The 21,306-nt window shown below is 35.4% G+C and carries 8 protein-coding genes; all 8 read left to right on the top strand.

Annotation, left to right across the window (positions count from 1 at the left end; all coding sequences use genetic code 11):
- The first annotated feature begins 87 nt into the window (after window positions 1–87).
- The 8 genes from JC605_RS17225 (at window position 88) to JC605_RS17190 (ending at window position 21,294) form a co-directional block, all read left to right on the top strand.
- The gene (locus JC605_RS17225) at window positions 88–3,408 is read left to right on the top strand and encodes a glycoside hydrolase family 2 TIM barrel-domain containing protein (protein WP_233074148.1); all 3,321 of its coding nucleotides are present in this window, start codon (window positions 88–90) and stop codon (window positions 3,406–3,408) included.
- Window positions 3,409–3,643: 235 nt separating this feature from the next.
- Window positions 3,644–7,033 carry a glycosyl hydrolase gene (locus JC605_RS17220; protein ID WP_198857383.1) on the top strand — a complete coding sequence of 1,130 codons (3,390 nt, stop codon included), beginning with the start codon at window positions 3,644–3,646 and terminating at the stop codon, window positions 7,031–7,033.
- A gap of 302 nt (window positions 7,034–7,335) precedes the next feature.
- Window positions 7,336–8,760, top strand: a complete 1,425-nt coding sequence (locus tag JC605_RS17215; protein ID WP_198857382.1) for a sialate O-acetylesterase — start codon at window positions 7,336–7,338, stop codon at window positions 8,758–8,760.
- A 250-nt stretch (window positions 8,761–9,010) separates the two neighbouring features.
- Entirely contained in the window at window positions 9,011–11,341 is a 2,331-nt protein-coding gene (locus JC605_RS17210; RefSeq protein WP_198857381.1) for a DUF5703 domain-containing protein, read from the top strand.
- Between the two features lie 15 nt (window positions 11,342–11,356).
- Window positions 11,357–13,816, top strand: coding sequence for a polysaccharide lyase family 1 protein (locus tag JC605_RS17205; protein WP_198857380.1), 2,460 nt, complete (start codon window positions 11,357–11,359; stop codon window positions 13,814–13,816).
- 234 nt (window positions 13,817–14,050) lie between these two features.
- Window positions 14,051–16,069 (top strand): glycoside hydrolase family 127 protein, encoded by a 2,019-nt coding sequence (locus JC605_RS17200; RefSeq protein WP_198857379.1) that lies wholly within the window; start codon window positions 14,051–14,053, stop codon window positions 16,067–16,069.
- A gap of 149 nt (window positions 16,070–16,218) precedes the next feature.
- A complete protein-coding gene (locus JC605_RS17195) occupies window positions 16,219–17,202 on the top strand; it encodes a pectinesterase family protein (RefSeq protein WP_198857378.1) in 984 nt (327 codons plus the stop codon).
- A gap of 708 nt (window positions 17,203–17,910) precedes the next feature.
- A complete protein-coding gene (locus tag JC605_RS17190; protein WP_198857377.1) occupies window positions 17,911–21,294 on the top strand; it encodes a SusC/RagA family TonB-linked outer membrane protein in 3,384 nt (1,127 codons plus the stop codon).
- Window positions 21,295–21,306: the final 12 nt, after the last annotated feature.

Raw genomic sequence — 21,306 nt, 5'->3', positions numbered from 1 at the left:
TCCGCACAGGATGATTACCAATCTTTGTAGAATATCGCGCGAAGATTTCTCCTTCGTCGAAATGACAAAAAAACTAAAAATAAAATAATGTTTAAACCAAATCATATTCAGCAATTTTTCAACTTTCGACTTTCGGCGTTTGACTTTTTGACTGTAATTTTACTATTCACAACTTACACGCAGGCACAATCCGTAACAGGAGAACCAGCGGGAATCCCAGAATTGCATAAAAAATACGAATTTGCTCCGTGGGAAGATCCAACGATAACGAGTATCAATAGACAGCCATCAAGAGCAACTGCTTATTCGTATACAAGTGTAGAAGACGCTCTAAAAGGCGACAGAACCAAAAGCCGAATCCAAATGCTAAACGGCGATTGGAATTTTAAATATGCTGTAAATCTAAAAGAAGCTTCAAAAGATTTCTATAAAAATACTGTTTCAGGCTGGGATAAAATCGAAGTGCCTTCAAACTGGGAAATGAAAGGTTATGATAATCCAATTTACAAGAGTGCCGTTTATCCATTTCGACCAATAAATCCGCCTTATATTCCTAAAGATTATAACGGAGTTGGTTCTTACCAACGCAGTTTTACGGTTCCTGAAAATTGGAAAGATATGACCGTGACTTTACATTTTGGAGCCGTAAGTTCAGGTTTTGAAGTTTGGCTTAACGGAGAATTTTTAGGTTATGGAGAAGACAGTTTTCTGCCATCAGAATTTGATATTACACCATATTTAAAAGCAGGAGAAAATGTAGTTTCAGTTCGTGTAATTCGTTGGACTGATGGTTCTTATTTAGAAGATCAGGATCATTGGCGTATGAGCGGAATCCAGCGTGAAGTTTTCATTATGGCCGAACCAAAATTACGAATTCAGGATTTCTTTGTTCAAACCAAATTAGACAAACAATATACAGACGCGATTTTTAAACTTCGTCCAAGAGTTGAGAATCTAACTGGAGCAAAAATCAAAGATTATACGATGAATGTTCAGTTGTATGATGCCAATAATACGGCTATGTTCAAAGAACCACTTCAAAGACCTGTGATTGATTTAATCAACGAAAGTTATCCTCGTTTGGACAATGTTCGTTTCGGATTCTTTCAGGAAACCATCAAAAATCCAAAAAAATGGAGTTCAGAAGAGCCGAATTTATACACGATGGTCATCTCCATAAAAGATAAAAACGGAAACGTTACCGAAGCCAAAAGCTGTAAAGTTGGTTTCCGTTCCATTGAATTTTCGAAAGAGAATGGCAAAATGCTCATCAACGGAAAAGAAACATATGTTTATGGTGTAAACCGTCACGATCATCATCCCACAAGAGGAAAAGCCGTTACCAGAGAAGATATCAAACAAGATATTACCACAATTAAGAAATTTAATTTCAACTTTATACGTACGAGCCATTATCCAAATGATCCTTATTTCTACGAATTATGCGATCAATACGGAATTATGGTCATGGACGAAGCCAATCAGGAAACACACGGAATTGGCGGTAAATTAAGCAACGACCCACTTTGGACAAATGCTTATATGGAAAGAATGATCCGAATGGTCGAAAGAGATAAAAACCATCCATCGGTCGTGATGTGGAGTTTAGGAAACGAAGGAGGAAAAGGGCCAAATCATGCTGCAATGTCGGGTTGGGTTCATGATTTCGATATTACACGTCCAGTACATTACGAACCGGCACAAGGAAATGCCAAATTAGACGGATATATTGATCCGCTTGATCCAGGGTATCCAAAAACAATTGATCACGCTTATCGATTCGAAAATCCGCAGGATGATTCATATGTCGATATGGTTAGCCGTTTTTATCCGGGCGTTTTTACTCCTAAATTTTTGGTAGATCAAAAGAAAGATACACGTCCGATTATTTTCGTTGAATATTCTCATGCGATGGGAAATTCAGTTGGAAATTTAAAAGAATTATGGGATGAATTCCGTTCGCTTCCAAGAGTTATCGGTGGCTGTATTTGGGAATTTAAAGATCAGGGAATCTTGAAATTTGATTCAAGATCTGGTCAGAATTATTTTGCTCACGGAGGAGATTTTGGCGAAAAATACCATGATGGAAACTTCAACACCAAAGGAATTGTAGATTCTAACGGAAAACCAAAAGGATCTATTTTTGAAAATAAATGGGTATATCAGCCAGCGATTTCGACTTTAAACGGAAATCAATTAGAAATTAAAAATCGTCAAACTGTTAAATCTTTAGAGGGATATATTCCAGTTTTAAAAGTGTTGGAAAATGGAAACGTAATCAAAACTCATATTTTAAAACCGTTAAAAGTAGAAGCAGGACAATCAACAACTTTAGATATCAGTTCTTATCTTCCAAAAATGAAAGCCGATGCCGAATATATTTTAAATATAGAATTCCAGCTTTCAAAAGATGAATTATGGGCTTCAAAAGGTTATGCTGTAGCGGAAGATCAGTTCATATTGAAAAAGAAAGAGGCTGTTTCGCCAGAATCTAAAAAAGAAACGCTGAACGTTTCTGAATCAGATTCAGATTTTAAAATCAAAGGAAAAACTTTTGATATTACAATTGGAAAAACAAACGGAGCTTTAAGTTCTTATATTTTTAACGGAGAAGAACAAGTTTTTGCACCGCTTTTACCAAACTTCGTAAGACCGCTTACAGACAACGATAAACGTGGATGGAAATCGCAAAAGTTGTTGAAACAATGGTATAAAGCAAAACCAAAATTGGTTAATATTTCAATTGACAAATCAGCTTCAGAAATCAAAATTACAAGCAATTACGAAGTCATAAAAGACAGTGCGAACGTAAAAGTAGTTTACAACATTTTACCAAACGGACTAATAAAAGTAGATTACAGCTTAAAAGCTTCAAACAAATTGCCAAACATTCCAAAAATCGGAATGCAGATGGGCGTTCAGAGAAAATTCGACCAGATTTCATGGTACGGAAAAGGAGAACTGGAAAATTACAGTGACAGAAGTTTTGGTTCGTTTGTTGGGAAATATTCGCTTCCAATAAATGATTTTATCGAACATTATCCAAAACCGCAAGAAAACGGAAACAGATGTGATGTAAGATGGATGGCATTAAGCACTCCGCAGAAAAACAACGGATTTTTGGTAGTAAACGATTCAAAAGTTTTAAGCATGAGCGCTTGGCCATATACACAAGAAAATTTAAGTTCATCTGGTCATACATACGATTTGAAAGATCCAGGATTCTTGACTGTAAACATCGATTTAATCCAAATGGGAGTTGGAGGAAATGATAGCTGGACGATTGTAGCACAGCCATTAGAACAATATCAGATTAAATCTGGAAATTATGAATACAGTTTTTATTTGACGCCTTTCAGCGGTTCAAAAAATGAATTGGAAAGTAGTTTGAAGAAGTTTAAGTATTAATTGATAATTAAAAATTAAGAATTAAAAAGTACAGTTTGTCATTTCGACGAAGGAGAAATCTTCGTAAGAAACTCCACAAAGATTGGACTTTCGTTACGGGGCTACTTGTGGAGATTTGCTTCGCCTGTTCGCTATCGCTCGGGTCTCCTTCGTCGAAATGACAAAAAATGCGATATATCAAACCCGACAGGTTTCAAAAACCTGTCGGTTTACAAACGAAATAAAATAAAGAATAATGCTTCAAAAAAAACACCTCTTTTTTGTCCTTCTTTTAGCAAGCTTTGTCTCTGCGCAGGAAGTCCATAAAAAAGAAACCAACTTTCAGCCAACACTAGAATCCTCAAGATCTTGGGTGTATTGGTATTGGATGAAATCGGCGTATTCTAAACCCGGAATCACAGCCGATTTAGAAGCGATGAAACAAGCCGGAATTGCGGGAGCTTATTTAATGACTATTAAAGGGCCAGCAAATCCGCCGTTGCTAGATCCACCAGTTTTACAGTTGACGCCTGAATTTTGGGATATGATTCATTGGGCTTTTAAAGAAGCAGATCGTTTGGGGTTAAAACTTGCTTTTCACGGAGCTGACGGATTTGCCGTTGCAGGTGGGCCTTGGATTACACCAGAAATGTCTATGCAAAAAGTAGTCTGGTCAACAACTGAAATTTCGGGTGGAAAAAAAGTGGCGCTAAAATTACCCGTTCCAGTACATTACAAAGATTATTATAAAGACATTGCCACTTTTGCGATTCCTATAAAAGAATACCAAATTACTTCGCAGATGCAACTGCCAAAAGTAACCACATCAAACAATACTGACGCGTCGTTTTTGGCTGATCCTAAAAAAGACGAAAACTTCAAGTTTGCCGATGCAGGATGGATTCAATACGAATTTGCACAACCTTTTACCTGCAAATCTATTGTAATAGAAACCAAAGGAAGAGATTTTCAGGCACAACGTCTAATTGTAGAAGTGAGTGATGACGGAGTCAATTTTAGATTCCACGAAAGAATGATTGCGCCACGTCACGGCTGGCAGGATATGGATTTCCCGAATACACATACTATTACGCCAGTTACAGCAAAATATTTCCGATTTGTTTATGATCCAAAAGGAACAGAACCCGGAGCAGAAGATTTGGATTTTGCAAAATGGAAACAGAATTTAAAAGTGAGTAAAATTACACTTTCGAATCAATCGCTGATTAATAATTACGAAGGAAAATCAGGAGCAATTTGGCGCTTGACTCCGCAAACTACAGAAAAAGAAATTCCGAATTCTGATGCATTCAAAAAATTAGAAATCATTAATATCTCCAATTTTGTTGATGCTGATGGAAATCTCAATTGGAAAGCGCCAAAAGGAAAATGGAAAATTCTCCGAATGGGACATACTTCTACAGGACATGAAAATGCAACTGGCGGAGCAGGAAAAGGACTGGAAGTAGACAAATTTAATCCCGAATTAATTCGTTTTCAGTTAGACCATTGGTTTGGAGAAGCCGTTCGTTCGGCTGGTCCTGAATTGGCTTCAAAAGTGCTGGAAATTCTACATTTTGACAGCTGGGAATGTGGAAGCCAAAACTGGTCTTCGGTTTTTCAGGTTGAATTTAAAAAGAGACGTGGTTATGATGTTGTAGAATATCTGCCAGTTATGGCTGGAATTCCAGTAGAAAATGCCAATTTCTCAGAGAAAGTTTTATACGATATTAGAAAAACAATTGCCGATTTAGTTGCCGATAATTTCTACGGAACTGTAGCACAAATCGCCAAAGAAAACAACATAAAATTAAGCGCCGAGAATGTAGCGCCGGTTGTAACAAGCGATGCCTTGCTTCATTATAAATATGTCGATTATCCAAGTGGAGAATTTTGGCTTAAAAGCCCCACACACGATAAACCTTTTGATATGGTCGATGCCATTTCGGGTGGACATATTTACGGAAAAGACATTATTCAGGCGGAATCTTTTACGGCTCTGCGAATGGATTGGGACGAACATCCTGGAAATCTAAAAACAACGGCTGACAGAAATTATGCTTTAGGAATTAACCGTTTGTTCTATCATGTTTTTGTACATAATCCGTGGACGGACAGAAAACCCGGAATGACTTTAGATGATATTGGAACTTTTTTCCAAAGAGATCAAACATGGTGGAAACCCGGAAAAGCGTGGTTTGATTATTGTCAAAGAGTGCAGTTTCAGTTACAAAAAGGAAAACCTGTAATTGATTTGGCTGTTTTTATTGGAGAAGATTTTCCTTCTCGTTCTTTTGTTCCAGATCGTTTAGTGCCTTTTATGCCCAATGTGTTTGGAAAAGAAAGGTTAGAAAGCGAGAAAATCCGTTTAGAAAATGAAAGTCAGCCAACGGCAAAAATGCCCAAAGAAGTGACCTATTCTAAAAACATAACTGATTTATCACAATGGATTAACCCGCTAAATGGTTACCAATATGATTCATTTAATGCCGATGTTTTAATTAATCGTGCGAAAGTGGTAAACGGAAAAATTTCATTTGAAGGCGGAATTGAATATGGAGCTTTATTCTTCCCAGGAAGTCATAAAATGGCACCAAATAAGATGCTTTCTTTGGCTTCCGCCGAAAAAATCCTCGAATTACTAAAAGATGGAGCAACGATTTTTGTGAATAAAAAACCAAACCTTCAGCCAGGAATTCAATCAGAAATAGATCAAAAGAAATGGGAAAATATAATTGATGAAATCTGGAATAATTCCAATTCATCAACATGGAAAATAGGAAAAGGTACAGTTATTAAATTACCGTATTTAGGAAATGATTTTGCTTCCATCGGAATCACACAAGACGTTTATTTTCCCAATTTAAACAGAGCTGATTCAGAAACATTAGCTTGGGCGCATCGTAAATCAGATACCGAAGATATTTATTTCATTTCCAATCAAAAAGGAGAAAGAAGAACATTCGATGCTTCTTTCAGAATAGCTGGAAAAATTCCTGTTTGGTACAATCCCGTAACAGATCAAACTTCAGCTTTAGCCAATTGGAAAATAGAAAACGGAAGAACAATTGTTTCGATAAGTTTAGATGCGAACGAATCTGGCTTTGTGATTTTTAAGGATGAAACAAAAGAAGTTTTAGCGCAAGGAAAATCATCTGAATTTGAAAAAGTTCAGACTTTAGATGAAAACTGGGAATTGCAATTTGATTCAGCTTTTAAAGGGCCGAGAGAAGCTATAAAAACGAATAAACTTTTCGACTGGAGTACTTCTGAAAATGATCAAATTAAGTATTATTCAGGGACTGTAGTTTATAAAAAAGAATTTATTTGGAAGGGAAAAGACACCAATAAAACCTGGTTAGATTTAGGTGAAATCTCAAATATTGCCGAAATCAAAATCAATGGAAAAGATTGCGGAACGCTTTGGACTTTTCCTTTCAAAACAGATATTTCAAAAGCTTTGCAAAAAGGAAAAAACACGATAGAAATAAAAATTACAAATACTTGGGCAAATAGATTAATTGGCGATCAAAAATTGCCAAAAGAAGAAAGATTAACGTGGACAACAGCGCCATTTAGATTAGAAGGAGAACCGTTGTTAAAAGCGGGATTACTTGGGCCAGTAAGTATTGTAAAAGAAAAATAAAAGTTAGCCACAGATTAAAAGGATTAAAAAGGATTATTTTTTTAACAAGGAAAGAAGTTGGTTGCCTCCAGCTTTAGCTGGATGTTAAGAAGAATACACAATAGGGCTTTAGCCAAAAAGTTAGTTTGGCTAAAGCCCATTGAAAATAAACATTTGATACCCCTCCAGCTAAAGCTGGAGGCAATTAAAAAAGAGAATAATAACATATTAAAAGGGGATAGAATTGAGAAAAATAATTCGTGAATTCGTGGCGAAAAAAATCCTTCTAATCCTTTTAATCTGTGGCAAAAAATAAATAAAAAATGAAAAAATCAATTATTGCATTATTAACGATTTTAGCAACTCTTCAAATCAATGCCAAAATCAAATTGCCAGCATTGTTCTCTGATAACATGATGCTACAGCAAAAATCTAACGCACCAATTTGGGGTTGGGCAGAAAAGAACGCCAACATCGTAATCAAAACTTCATGGGATTCTAAAACTTATAAGGTAAAAGCAGACAATTCTGGTAAATGGAAAACAGAATTAAAAACGGTTTCTTTTGGAGGACCTTACACAATCGAAGTTTCAGAAGGAAACGAAAAAGTAACCATCAAAAATGTTTTGTTGGGAGAAGTTTGGCTTTGTTCAGGACAATCGAATATGGAAATGCCGTTGAAAGGATTTCAAGGACAGCCTGTTAAAAACGGAAACGAAATTATCGTAAGATCAACCAATAAAAACATCCGATTAATCACCATTCCTCGTGCTACGGTTTTAGAACCTTTGCAGGATTTTGAAGGAAAATGGGAAGAAGCTTCTCCAAAATTAACATCCAATTTTAGTGCAACGGCTTGGTATTTTGGATCGCTTTTGCAGGAAGTTTTAAATGTTCCTGTGGGATTGATTCATGTTTCTTACGGCGGTTCGAGTATGGAAGCGTGGATGAATCAGGAAATGCTGAAAGATTTTGCGAGTGCTAAAATTCCGACCAAAAAAGAAGAATTGGCAAAAGATCCAAACCGTGTTCCGACGACTTTATTTAACGGAATGCTTTCGCCTGTAATTGGTTACGGAATCAAAGGCTGTATTTGGTATCAGGGCGAGTCGAATTACGAAAGAGCTTCTGAATATACCGCTTTAATGAAGAGAATGGTCAGCAGTTGGAGAACGATGTGGAATCAAGGCGATTTCCCTTTTTATTTCGCCCAGATCGCACCATTTAATTATGCTTCATTTCATCCAAAAGATTATTTGGAAAAATACAATTCAGCTTATTTGAGAGAAGCGCAGTTTAAGGCTTCAAAGGAAATTCCGAATTCAGCAATGGCGGTTTTAATGGATGTTGGGGAAGAAAACAACATTCACCCAATGGACAAGGAAAAAGGTGGAAATCGATTGGCTTTTCAGGCTTTAGCAAGAACGTACGGTATTGAAGGTTTCGAATTCGAAAGTCCGAAATACAAATCAATGGAAATAAAAGATGGTGCTGTAACAATTTCTTTTGATGATGTTGCTAACGGAATTACATCGTACGATAAAGAAGTTTTAGGTTTTGAAATTGCAGGAGCAGACAAAGTTTTTTATCCATCGAAAACTGTGGTAAGAAGAAAATCTGTGGTTCTGACTTCTGATAAAGTAAAGAATCCTGTTGCAGTAAGATATTTATGGAAGGATTTCGCTAAAGCGGAATTGTTTAGTGCTGGAGGTTTACCGGTTTCTTCGTTTAGAACAGACGAATGGTAATATACGGACGCTCCTGCAAGGTTTTCAAAACCTTGTAGGTGTTTGAATTATGAGTTTAATGTCTAGTTTGTCATTTCGACGAAGGAGAAATCTTCACGAGAAGCTCGACAAAGATTGGCGACTATCGTTGCGGAGTTATTTGCGAAGATTTCTCCTTCGTCGAAATGACAAGAAATGAGAATAAATCTGCGAGAGAAAATAAAAAAATATACCTACAAGGTTTTGAAAACCTTGCAGGAAAACGTAAAAAATGAAAAATAATATACTATTTATACTTCTCTTTACAACGCTTTGCCTCAAAGCGCAAATCCCTGTGCTTGATAATTACAATCAGGTTTGGACAACGCAAAGCAACAATTCATCAGAATCGATGCCTTTGGGTGGTGGTGATATTGGTATGAATGTTTGGGTAGAAAAAGGTGATTTGTATTTTTATTTTTCGCGAAGCGGAACCTTCGACGAACATAATACTTTACTGAAATTAGGACGAATAAAAGTGAGTTTGAGTCCGAATCCTTTCGCAGGAAAAGATGGTTTTCATCAGGAATTGAAACTCAAAGATGGATATGTTTTAGTCGGACAGAATGATGTTAAAATCAAACTTTGGGTTGATGTTTTTAAACCTATTATTCACGTTGATTTAGAAAATAAAAATCCAATGAAAATGACTGCTTCTTACGAAAGCTGGCGTTATCAAAATCGTTATCCAAAAGGAAAAGAAAACAACGCTAATTCTTATAAATGGGCGCCTCAGGGAGAACTTATTACGTATAAAGATTCTATTTCTTTTGAAAATAACGGAGTTAAATTTTACCACAGAAATCGAGAAAATACGGTTTTTGACGTTGCGGTAAAACAGCAGAAAATGGAATCGGTTAAAGACCAAATGCTAAACCCGATTGCGAATTTGACTTTTGGCGGATTCATGAAAGGCGATAACTTAAAACCAGACGGAACATATCTTGGAAAATATCAGGATACCGATTTTAAAGGTTTTAATTTAACAAGCATTAAACCATCCAAAAAACATTCTTTAGAAATTTATTTAAACACCAATCAATCTGATTTTTCTACTTGGGATAATGGATTGAAAAGTTTGATTTCCGCAAATAAAAATACAGCTAAACAAGCAGAAAAAAACACTCAAAAATGGTGGAATAACTTCTGGAATCGCAGTTTTATTTTTACTCAAAAAAATCAGTCAACTGCTAAAGATTCGGTATATCAAATCGGACAGAATTATCAGTTGTTCCGATATATGTTGGGATGCAATGCGTACGGAAAATATCCAACGAAATTCAACGGTGGACTTTTTACGGTTGATCCTGTTTATACGAATAAAGACCTGAATTTTACGCCTGATTTTAGAAATTGGGGAGGAGGAACGATGACAGCACAAAACCAGCGATTGGTTTATTTTCCGATGGTAAAAAGTGGTGATTTTGATATGATGAAATCACAATTGGATTATTACGTAAGTCTTCAAAAAAATGCTGAATTAAGAAGCGAAGTTTACTGGAAACATAACGGCGCTTTATTCACAGAACAATTAGAAAACTTCGGACTTCCAAACCCAGCTGAATACGAATGGAAACGTCCTGCAGATTACGATCCTGGAATGGAATATAATGCATGGCTAGAATACGAATGGGATACCGTTTTAGAGTTCTGCCAAATGATGTTGCAGCAGAAAGAATATGCAGGAGAGGACATTCAAAAATACAATCAATTTAGTATAAGCTGTCTTCGATTTTTTGATGAACATTATCAATATTTAGCCAAACAAAGAGGCAGAAAAGCTTTAGATGGAAACGGAAAATTAATTCTTTTTCCAGGTTCGGGAGCAGAAACTTATAAAATGGCAAATAATGCCAATAGCACAATTTCGGCTTTGCAAGTTATTACAGAAAGTCTTTTAAACCTTTCAGGGAATCAATTGTCAAAAGAAGACTCAGAATATTTAAAAGGATTTCAAACGAGAATTCCTCCTTTGAATTTTGGACAGATTGAAAATCATAAAGTTTTGGTTCCTGCCAAATCTTGGGAAAGAGTCAATAATTCAGAAGTTCCACAATTATATCCTGTTTATCCGTGGGGAATTTACGGCATAGGAAAACCAGATTTAGAAACGGCTTTAAATACATGGAAATACGATCCAGATGCTTTAAAATTTAGAAGTCATGTAGGTTGGAAACAAGATAATATTTTCTCGGCTCGTTTGGGTTTAACCGAAGAAGCGATGAAATACAATACACTTAAAATGGCCAATTCAGAAAGACGTTTTCCAGCTTTTTGGGGACCAGGATTTGACTGGGTTCCAGATCATAATTGGGGCGGATCGGGAATGATTGGCATGCAGGAAATGCTTTTGCAGGAAGCAGACGGGAAAATCTATCTTTTCCCAGCGTGGCCAAAAGATTGGAACGTTCATTTTAAATTACACGCCAAACAAAATACAACAATTGAAGCCGAACTCGTGAATGGAGAATTGAAGGTTTTAAAAGTAATTCCAGAAGAAAGAAAAAAAGATATTATAAATCTGCTTGGAAAATCTGAAGTAGAGAAAACAAAATTAAACTAACTATTGCTAATTAAAATGATAAAGAAATTAATAAGTGCTGCAGTTTTGTCCATGCTTTTAACCACAAACGGACAAGCACAATCAGTCGCAAATACTGATAAACAAATTGTAAAAGTTGACTTTGATTTTTTTCAAAGAAGACTAGAAGAAGTTCATGATCCAAGTTATGATTCGTGGGTAATTAATGAAGGAAAAGAAGCTGAAAAATCATTTAATAATGTATCTTTTAAGTTAAAAGGAAACTTTACTTCAAAATGGTACAAAGTCGGAATGAGTGCTCCGTTTTATAATAGATTAGGAAGTGATGGTTTGGTTACGTCTGAAAATTTAGAATTGAAAATCAGTGGACTGAAAGCTGGAAAACATACGCTTTTGACTTTTCATAACGCTTTTGATGTCATTACAGGAAAAACTTTTTCTCCGATAAAAATCTACGTAAACGGAAAACTTCAGGAAACCGTAAATGCAAGTCAGAGAGCCAATGCTAAAATTGATGCTTCTATGGCGTATATTACTTTTAATGCTGAAAAAGGAAAAGATGTAATTGTTCGTTTTGAAATTGATCCAACTTCAAACCCAGATATTATAAAACAGATTGTAATCAACGGTTTTGAAATTGATACGCCAAATTTAATGAATCAGGCGAGAACTCCAGAACCAAAAAACAGAGACGAGCACGTTGAAGTAGGTAAAACTTTAACCTTAAAATGGGATGCTGTAAAAAATGTGGCCTCTCATAAATTGTATTTTGGTGAAGATAAAAATGCGGTAGAAAACGCAACTGAATCTTCAAAAGAATTTAAAGGAAAATTAACGGAGAAATCTTTTGCAGTTTCTGATTTATACAGCGGAACAACGTATTACTGGAGAGTAGATGAAGTGGATAATAATGGCGAAGTAACTTTAGGAAACGTATGGTCATTTAAACCTGCTCAATTGGCGTTTCCAGGTGCAGAAGGCTACGGACGTTATGCAGTAGGAGGCCGTGGAGGAAAAGTGATTGAAGTAACCAATTTAAATGATGATGGACCGGGAAGTTTACGTGATGCTATTAATCAGGAAATTGGCCCAAGAACGATTGTTTTTAATGTTTCGGGAAATATAAAACTGGCTTCGAGATTAGTGGCAAATCAGCCTTATATTACTATTGCGGGACAAACCGCTCCGGGTGAAGGAATCACAATCAGCAGAGCACCAATTGGATTGACAGGAAATGATGGCGTTATTCGATTTTTGAAAGTGAGAATTGGCGGAGGAACTACTTTTGACGGAATGGGATTAACGGGCGCTGATTATAGTATTATTGATCACTGTTCGATTAGCTGGACAATAGATGAATCGTTTAGCTCACGTGGTGCGCATCATATTACTTTACAACGAACTTTAATTTCTGAAGCTTTAAACATTGCGGGACATGATAAATATCCTGCTGGAAAAATGCATGGTTTTGCAGCGACAATTGGTGGTGATATTGGTAGTTTTCATCATAATTTACTGGCACATAATCAAGGTCGTAACTGGAGTATTGGCGGTGGTTTAAACGGTGACGGTTATTACACAGGAAGATTGGATATCACAAACAATGTGGTTTACAACTGGGGAGGAAGAACAACTGACGGAGGAGCAAACGAAGTGAATTTTGTAAACAACTTTTACAAGCCAGGCGCTTCAACTACCATATTTGTGGCGTTAAATGCACAACATGAGGGTGTTGGAAAAGGAATGCAACGTTACTATTTTAACGGAAACATTATGCCAGGCTACTTTGATGAGAAATCTCAGGATAAAGGCAGAAAATCTACTATAAGCCATAATGAGAAAGTAGATTATGAAACTTTCGTTGATAAACCATTTTTTCCTTCATATGTAGAAACGCAATCAGCGAAAGCAGCTTACAAAAATGTGCTTTCAGATGTTGGTGCCAATCAGCCGTTTTTTGATAAACACGATAATAGAATTGTAGACGAAACTTTAAAAGGAACTTTCACTTATAAAGGCAGTAAAAGCGGTTTAGGCGGAATGATCGATAATGAACAAGATGCAGGCGGATGGCCAAATTTTGCATCAGAAACTCGTCCAGCAGATTGGGATACAGATCATGACGGTTTGCCAAACTGGTGGGAAAAAGCTTTCGGCTTAAACGAAAATTCAAAAGTTGGAGATTTCTCAGATGCAAATCAAGATAATGACAAAGACGGATTTACTCAATTAGATAATTATTTAGATTGGTTGGCTCAGCCTCATTATTTTGTGAATTTAGGAGAGAAAAAGGCTTTAAGTGCTGCAGATTATTTCAAAGGATACGAAAACAAACCAGTTTATACTTTTTCTGATCTTAAAAATGGAAAAGTGGTTTTAAAAGGAAAAGAAATTCAGTTTACAGCTGTTGAAAAAGGATTTGCTTCTTTCGTCTTAACCGTAAAAGATGCAGAGGGAGATTCAATGAGCAGAACCATTAATTTCTTTATTAAATAAAAAAAGGTTTCACGCAGATTTTGGCTGATTTAGGCAGATCTGCGCAGATTTTCTTAAAGAATAAAAATCAACAAATATCTGCTAAAATCTGCAAAATCTGCGTGAAAAAAAATCAGATTAGGAGATTATAATAGATTAAAAGAAAAAAATAAATCAGCGCAATCTGCTAAATCTGCGAGGAAAATTTAAACTCTCGCAGATTTAGCAGATCCAGCAGATTAAATTTATATCAAAATGAAAAAGAACATCATCATATCCTCTTTATTTCTTTCAACCGTAATCTTTGCACAGAACAAAGGTTTGGTTGCCAATTCAGAAAGTCCTTATTCGAAATTACAGAGTGTTGGTTTGCAAGACGTAAAATGGACAAACGGTTTTTGGAAAGAACAGTTTGATGTAGAAACCAAAAACACTTTGCCGTATATGTGGGATTTGTATCATAATGATGAGATTTCGCATGCTTACAAAAACTTCGAAATTGCAGCAGGTTTAAGCAAAGGAACTTTCAAAGGCCCTTCTTTTCATGATGGTGATTTCTATAAAATTTTTGAAGGAATGGCAGCAACTTATGCCGTTACAAAAGATAAAAAGCTCGATGCCGAAATGGATAAAGCCATTGCGCTTTTCGCGAAAGTACAGCGCAAAGACGGTTATATTCATACACCAGTTTTAATCGACGAACGCTGGGGAACTTTAGGACCAGAAGAAGTAAAAAAACAATTGGGTTTTGAGAAATACAATATGGGACATTTAATGACTGCAGCTTGTATTCATTATCGCGCGACAGGAAAAACAAATTTCCTTAATATTGCCAAAGGTGTTGCCGATTTCTTATATGATTTTTATAAAAAAGCATCACCAGAATTGGCTCGAAATGCAATTTGTCCGTCTCATTACATGGGAATTGTCGAAATGTATAGAACGACTAAAAATCCGAAATATCTGGAATTAGCCAATAATCTAATCGATATTCGCGGAACAACAAATGATGGAACAGATGACAATCAGGACAGAGTGCCGTTTAGACAGCAGACTACCGCAATGGGTCACGCTGTTAGAGCAAATTATCTTTATGCGGGAGTAGCCGATTTGTATGCCGAAACGGGAGAAAAGAAGTTGTTAGACAATTTAGAATCCATTTGGGATGATGTAACGTATCGTAAAATGTACATTACAGGAGGTTGCGGTTCTTTGTATGATGGTGTTTCGCCCGATGGAACTTCTTATGATCCAACTGTAGTGCAAAAAATTCACCAAGCGTACGGAAGACCTTTTCAGTTGCCAAATGCAACCGCTCATACCGAAACCTGCGCTAATATTGGAAATGTGTTATGGAACTGGAGAATGCTTCAAATTACAGGAGATGCCAAATATGCTGATATTGTAGAATTGGCATTGTACAATAGTGTGCTTTCGGGAATGGATTTAGAAGGAGAAAAATTTCTTTACAATAATCCGCTGAATGTTTCTAACGATTTGCCATTTCACCAAAGATGGGGAAATGAACGCGAAGGTTATATTGCCTTATCCAACTGTTGTGCACCAAACGTAACTAGAACAATTGCTGAAGTTGGAAATTATGCTTACAATATTTCGAAAGAAGGTTTGTATGTGAATTTATATGGAAGTAATCAATTGAAAACAAAATCTTTAAAGGGGGAAGAAATTGAAATTGAACAGCAGACGAATTATCCTTGGGACGGTAAAATAATTTTGAAAATTGTAAAAGCACCAAAAGATTTACAAAATTTCTTTTTAAGAATTCCGGGCTGGAGTCAGAATGCGGAAGTTTCGGTTAATAATTCGAAAATTACTGATAAAATCGTTTCAGGAACTTATTTGAAATTAAACCAAAAATGGAAAAAAGGAGATGTGATCGAATTGAATCTTCCAATGCCAGTTGAGTTAATGGAAGCGAATCCGTTGGTTGAAGAGGTTAAAAATCAGGTTGCTGTAAAAAGAGGACCTTTAGTTTATTGTTTAGAATCAGATCAGCTTCCTTCGAAAGTAAGTGTAAATGATGTGGCTTTAAATTTGAAATCGAATTTTGCAACAAACAATTTTACCTTGAATAATAGAAACTTAGTAAGCATTGATGCAGAAGCTGTTATAAATTCGAATAATTCATGGAATAAAACGTTGTACAAACCGCTTTCTTCTAAAAATGCAGATGCTGTACAAGTAAAGCTGATTCCGTATTTTGCGTGGGGAAATAAAGGAAAAGGAGAAATGACGGTTTGGATGTCTCATTAAAATTATATATAGATTCCTATTTTTTTGTAGAGGCGCACTGCAGTGCGTCTACGCCATGTATATCAAAGATTGTGGTTACGTTGCGTTAGACGCACTGCGGTGCGTCTCTACAGATATACATTGTGTAAAAATTTTAAATATTAAAAACTATGAAATATATTCTGGCTTTATTTTTAATAACACTTTCATTATCAGCCCAAACGCTCGATAATAAACTCGCTGTAACCGTTGCTCAAGACGGTTCAGGAGATTTCAAAACGATTCAGGAAGCGGTGAATAATGTAAAAGACAATTCAGAAAAACGAGTAGTAATTACTATAAAACCAGGAAAGTATGTTGAAAAGTTAGAAATTCCTGCTTCAAAACCCTTTATTACTTTAAAAGGTCTAGATCGAAATAAAACGATTATTTCATTTGATGATTATTCAGGGAAACCGCTTCGGGAACCAGATCCATCTGGTAAAAAAGAATTTGGAACGGGAACTTCGTATTCTTTCATGATTAAAGGAAATGATTGTACGCTTGAAAATCTTACTGTTGAAAATACGGCGGGACGAGTAGGGCAAGCAGTTGCACTTCACATTAAAGGCGATAGAGTAATTGTAAAGAATTGCAATCTTTTAGCCAATCAGGATACGCTTTATTTATCAGAAGGAAATACTCGAACTTATTTTGAAAACTGTTTCATCAACGGTACAACCGATTTTATCTTTGGCGCTGCAACGGCTTATTTTTATAAGTGCACTATTGAAAGTTTAGTGAATTCTTATATTACAGCAGCTTCGACTCCGCAAGGGCAAGCTTATGGTTTTGTTTTTGTGGATTGCAAGCTTACCGCAAAAGACAAATCGGTAGATAAAGTATTTCTGGGAAGGCCGTGGAGACCTTATGCACAAACCGTTTTCATTAATACAGATTTAGGTTCGCATATTATTCCAGAAGGTTGGAATGAATGGATTGATACTCGATTTCCTAATAAGGACAAAACTGCTTATTATGCAGAATTTGGAAGTAAAGGTTTGAGCGCAAAGTATATTTCGCAACGCGTATCGTGGTCGCATCAATTGAAGAAGGAAGATCTTAAAAAATACAATCGAGATTTAGTTTTAAACGGATGGGATCCGAATAAATAGTGCTTTAATTTTACCCAAAATAGGGAACCTTAAACAGAACAAAATTTTAATTTAACAAAAACCCGCTGACATCAATGTTTAGTGGGTTTTTTGTTGTTTTTGGGTTAACAAAAAATGGATAGATTATCGTTTAAATTTCGTTGGTCAGAATTTACTTTTAAAAAATATATTTTTTAGTAAAAATTATTCAACCTTTTTTTATGCTATCCTGTAACTATCCTGTTTATTGTTTTGTAAGTTTTTTATCGTAAAATAAATATACTTTTAGTATTTTTCTCTATCGTTTTCGTAAGAAAAGGGTATTTCATAAGCACTTATTTATCAGTAGGGATACAGTTTAATTTTGCAGAATATATACTATATGTTTATTTTTGATATAAATCTTATTGTTTTTTCGTCAAAATGAGTTTATAAATTTTCTTTTAAGCAAACATTTGCCCGAAATATTTAGGTTCATCTATTTTTTCCATTCGTTTTTTATTAATATTGTTTTTTTAGTCACATTTTTTTTGACATTCTGCGATTAAAACAGGATAGAGCAGGACGGTTCTCATGTATCATCGTCCTATTTTTGGAATATTAAAATAAATGTGTTTTAAACATTTAATAATCTTTAGTTAAGATTTCTTTAAATAAAGTTTTATTAAAATTAAGACATGTTTAAAACATGACTAACTAACATTAATAACCTAACCAAAAAAAACATTTATGAAACAAGCACTTATAAGAAGATGTAGTTTTCTTTTGTTTGCACTGATGAGTGTATTGAGTTATGCTCAAGGCTCTAGTAATCAAGTTACGGTAACAGGAGCTGTTACTGATAATACATCAGGCCTTCTTCCTGGCGTAAATGTAACTGAGAAATCTACAAAGAATACAGTTACAACAGATTTTAATGGTAAGTATCAAATAAAAGTAAGACAAGGCGCTACTTTAGTGTTTTCATTTATAGGAATGAAAAAATTAGAAATTCCTATTAATGGACGTACTGTAGTAGATGCAAAATTAGCTGAAGATTCAAATGAACTTCAAAATATAGTTGTAGTAGGTTACGGTACACAGAAAAAGGAAAAACTTACGGGTGCGATTGCAACAATTAATGCAGCAGATGTACAAGATTTACCTGTTTCTAACTTATCTGATGCATTGAAAGGATTGGTTCCTGGATTGGCTGTTATAGATGGAGGCGGACGTCCTGGTGATGCTGCTTCATTACAAATTCGTCAAACATTTAGTTTTTCTAAAGATGGAGGATTTAATACACCATTAATTGTAATTGATGATATGGTTCAGGTAGATCCAGTATCTGGTTTTCCAACTTTAGATGCTTTTAACCGTTTGGATCCTTCAGAGATAGAAAGTATTACTGTATTAAAAGATGCTTCTGCAGCTATTTATGGTTCTCGTGCTTCACAAGGAGCAATTGTGGTTAAAACAAAAAGAGGTAAAGCTGGTGTTACCAAATTTTCATACTACAGTCAGTTTGCAGTAAATGATGCGGTAAGCCATAGTAAAACCATGAGCGCTTATGATTATGGAGTTTGGTCTAATAGATATCTGTCTGTAAAAAATTTAAGCAATAATGGGGTTGGTTATTTTTCTGATCGAGAATTAGAAGAAATGAAAGGCTTGAATTATGATTGGTTAAAAGAAGCTTGGAAACCAGCAATTCAAGACAAACATACTTTGACAGTTACTGGTGGTAACGAAAAAATGACATATTTTGCAGGTTTAAACTATTTTACTCAAGGAGCTAATTTAGGTAAGCAAGATTATCAAAAATGGAATTTTAGAACTGGTATTAATGCTAAAATTTCTAATTCAATGGATTTTTCTGCTGCAATTGCTACCAATTCTGGAGACATAGAAAAATCGTTTACTAAAGCATCTGCTAATATCAATGACAGTAGTTATGGTAGTATTGCAGGTGGTGGTGAGCAAGCTGATTATGGTTATTTGCTACATATGCCTAAATATATTCCTTGGGAAACGGTAGTTAATGATAAAGAATATTACATGTCTCCATTTCCTAAAACAACTAGAACTTTAGGAAGTGCTAATGCTAATACTACAATTGCAGGGTGGAACTATTTTGCAACATTAAACAATGGTTCGAAACAAATTTCAGATGATTTTTCATATAACGTGAATATGTCTTTGAACTATAAAGTTCCTTTCGTAAAAGGATTATCTCTTAAAGGTACGTTTGCAAGAACAGAAAGCACAGGATATACAGAACAAGTTCAGTTACCATTTGACTTGGCAAGAATTGTTGGATACGAAAAAGCAGATATGCACTTAGCAAGTTCTGCAGTTCCAACTACTGTAAATAATGGTGTTGACCCTTATTATCAAATTGATACTAACGTTCGTAACTCACGCGTATACTATAATACTTCTCTTAGCAGAAATAATCAAGCTAACTTTTTTGCAAACTACGCAAGAGTATTTGGTAATCATGATGTTAGTGGTATGGTTGGTATGGAGCGTACAGAAGCTGAATACAGAACAACACGTTTAGCATATGAAGGTACAGGAAAAGATTATGCTGGAACTTATCAGACAGCAGGAACAATTTCTTCAAACTCAATTAATACAAAAGGAGAATCAGGAACACTTTCTTACTTAGGTAGATTTAATTACAGTTTTAAATCTAGATACTTATTAGAGTTCCTTTTCCGTAGCGATGCTTCAACAAAATTTGCTCCTGAAAACTATTGGGGATTCTTCCCATCACTTCAAGCAGGTTGGATTGTGTCTAAAGAAGATTGGTTTACTAAAGCATTGCCAGGTGTAGATTTTCTTAAACTTCGTTATTCTATTGGTAAAACAGGAAAAGATAACGTACAAGCTTGGAGATGGATGCAGTATTATGATGTTATTGTTGATAAAGGTGCTGTGTTTGGAACTGGTGCTACTGGTGGATCTTTAGGAGGAGGAGTTACTCCAAAAGTTAACCCAAATAGGAATGTTGGTTGGGATACAACAATCAAAAACAACGTTGGGCTTGATGTAAATGTATTGAAAAATAGATTGCAAATTAGTACTGACTTCTATTATGATAGAACAACAGATATGTTAACTAACATGGCTGGTGCTGTTGGTGTGCCAATTTCAGTTGGTGGTGGTTTTGCTGAACAAAACTATGCAGCTGTTGATGCTTGGGGACTTGAGGTAAGTTTGAACTGGAGTGATAAAATCAAAGATGATTTTAGTTATAATGTTGGAGTGAACTTTGGTTACTCAGATAATAAAGTGAAAAAATATCCAGAGCAAGCTTTGCAACATCCATCATTTAATGTAACTCAAACTGGATCTTCTTCTTTCTTCCCATACTGGGGATTCAAAACTTGGAACGGAACATCTACTGGAGACGGAATTTTACGTACAGATGAAGATATTGCAAACTACTGGGCTTACTTATCAGAAAGAGCTGCTGCAGCCGGAACAACACCTAGTTTTAATAAAATTACAAGTATATCTGGTATGATTAAAGGTATGTTGGCTTATGAAGATGTCGGTGGAGCATTTGATCCTGCAACTGGTAAACAAGCAGGACCTGACGGAAGAATTGATAAAAATTTGGATTATCAGAAATTAGTAAATACAAATAGAACCTATGGTTTTACTACCAATTTAGGTATGAAATACAAAAGTTTTTATATGAGAACTCAAATCTCTACATCTTGGGGTGGATTCCGCGAACTTGATGTAGTAAAACAAGGAACTGCTACAGCACACAATATGTGGGCTCACGAAAGCTATTGGACAGATATGTACGGACCAGATAATGTCAATGGTAAGTATCCTAACTTAGCATTATATGACGATGAATTGGTTGGTGCTCCTTCAAACTTCTGGCAATTAAATAATTTCCGTTGTTTTGTTAGAAACTTAACAATTGGTTACGGTTTGCCAAAAGATGTTTTAAATAAATTAAATATTAGTAGTTTGTCATTGGGTGTAACTGGAAATAATCTTTGGGATTTCTACAATCCATATCCTGACCATTATCGTAATATGTATGATTCATCTTATGACACTTATCCAACATTGAGAACTTGGTCTGTTAACTTAAGTGTATCATTCTAAAAAAAATAAGTA

This window comes from Flavobacterium sp. IB48, assembly GCF_016405855.1.
GTDB classification, from domain to species: domain Bacteria; phylum Bacteroidota; class Bacteroidia; order Flavobacteriales; family Flavobacteriaceae; genus Flavobacterium; species Flavobacterium ginsengisoli.
The sequence above is the reverse complement of the archived record's forward strand: the minus strand, read 5'-3'. Positions and strand labels throughout refer to the sequence as shown.

Coding starts and splice junctions, on each gene's coding strand:
- JC605_RS17210 (WP_198857381.1), top strand. CDS start 9,011: ATGAAAAATAATATACTATTTATACTTCTCTTTACAACGCTTTGCCTC.
- JC605_RS17205 (WP_198857380.1), top strand. CDS start 11,357: ATGATAAAGAAATTAATAAGTGCTGCAGTTTTGTCCATGCTTTTAACC.
- JC605_RS17215 (WP_198857382.1), top strand. CDS start 7,336: ATGAAAAAATCAATTATTGCATTATTAACGATTTTAGCAACTCTTCAA.
- JC605_RS17195 (WP_198857378.1), top strand. CDS start 16,219: ATGAAATATATTCTGGCTTTATTTTTAATAACACTTTCATTATCAGCC.
- JC605_RS17225 (WP_233074148.1), top strand. CDS start 88: ATGTTTAAACCAAATCATATTCAGCAATTTTTCAACTTTCGACTTTCG.
- JC605_RS17220 (WP_198857383.1), top strand. CDS start 3,644: ATGCTTCAAAAAAAACACCTCTTTTTTGTCCTTCTTTTAGCAAGCTTT.
- JC605_RS17200 (WP_198857379.1), top strand. CDS start 14,051: ATGAAAAAGAACATCATCATATCCTCTTTATTTCTTTCAACCGTAATC.
- JC605_RS17190 (WP_198857377.1), top strand. CDS start 17,911: ATGAAACAAGCACTTATAAGAAGATGTAGTTTTCTTTTGTTTGCACTG.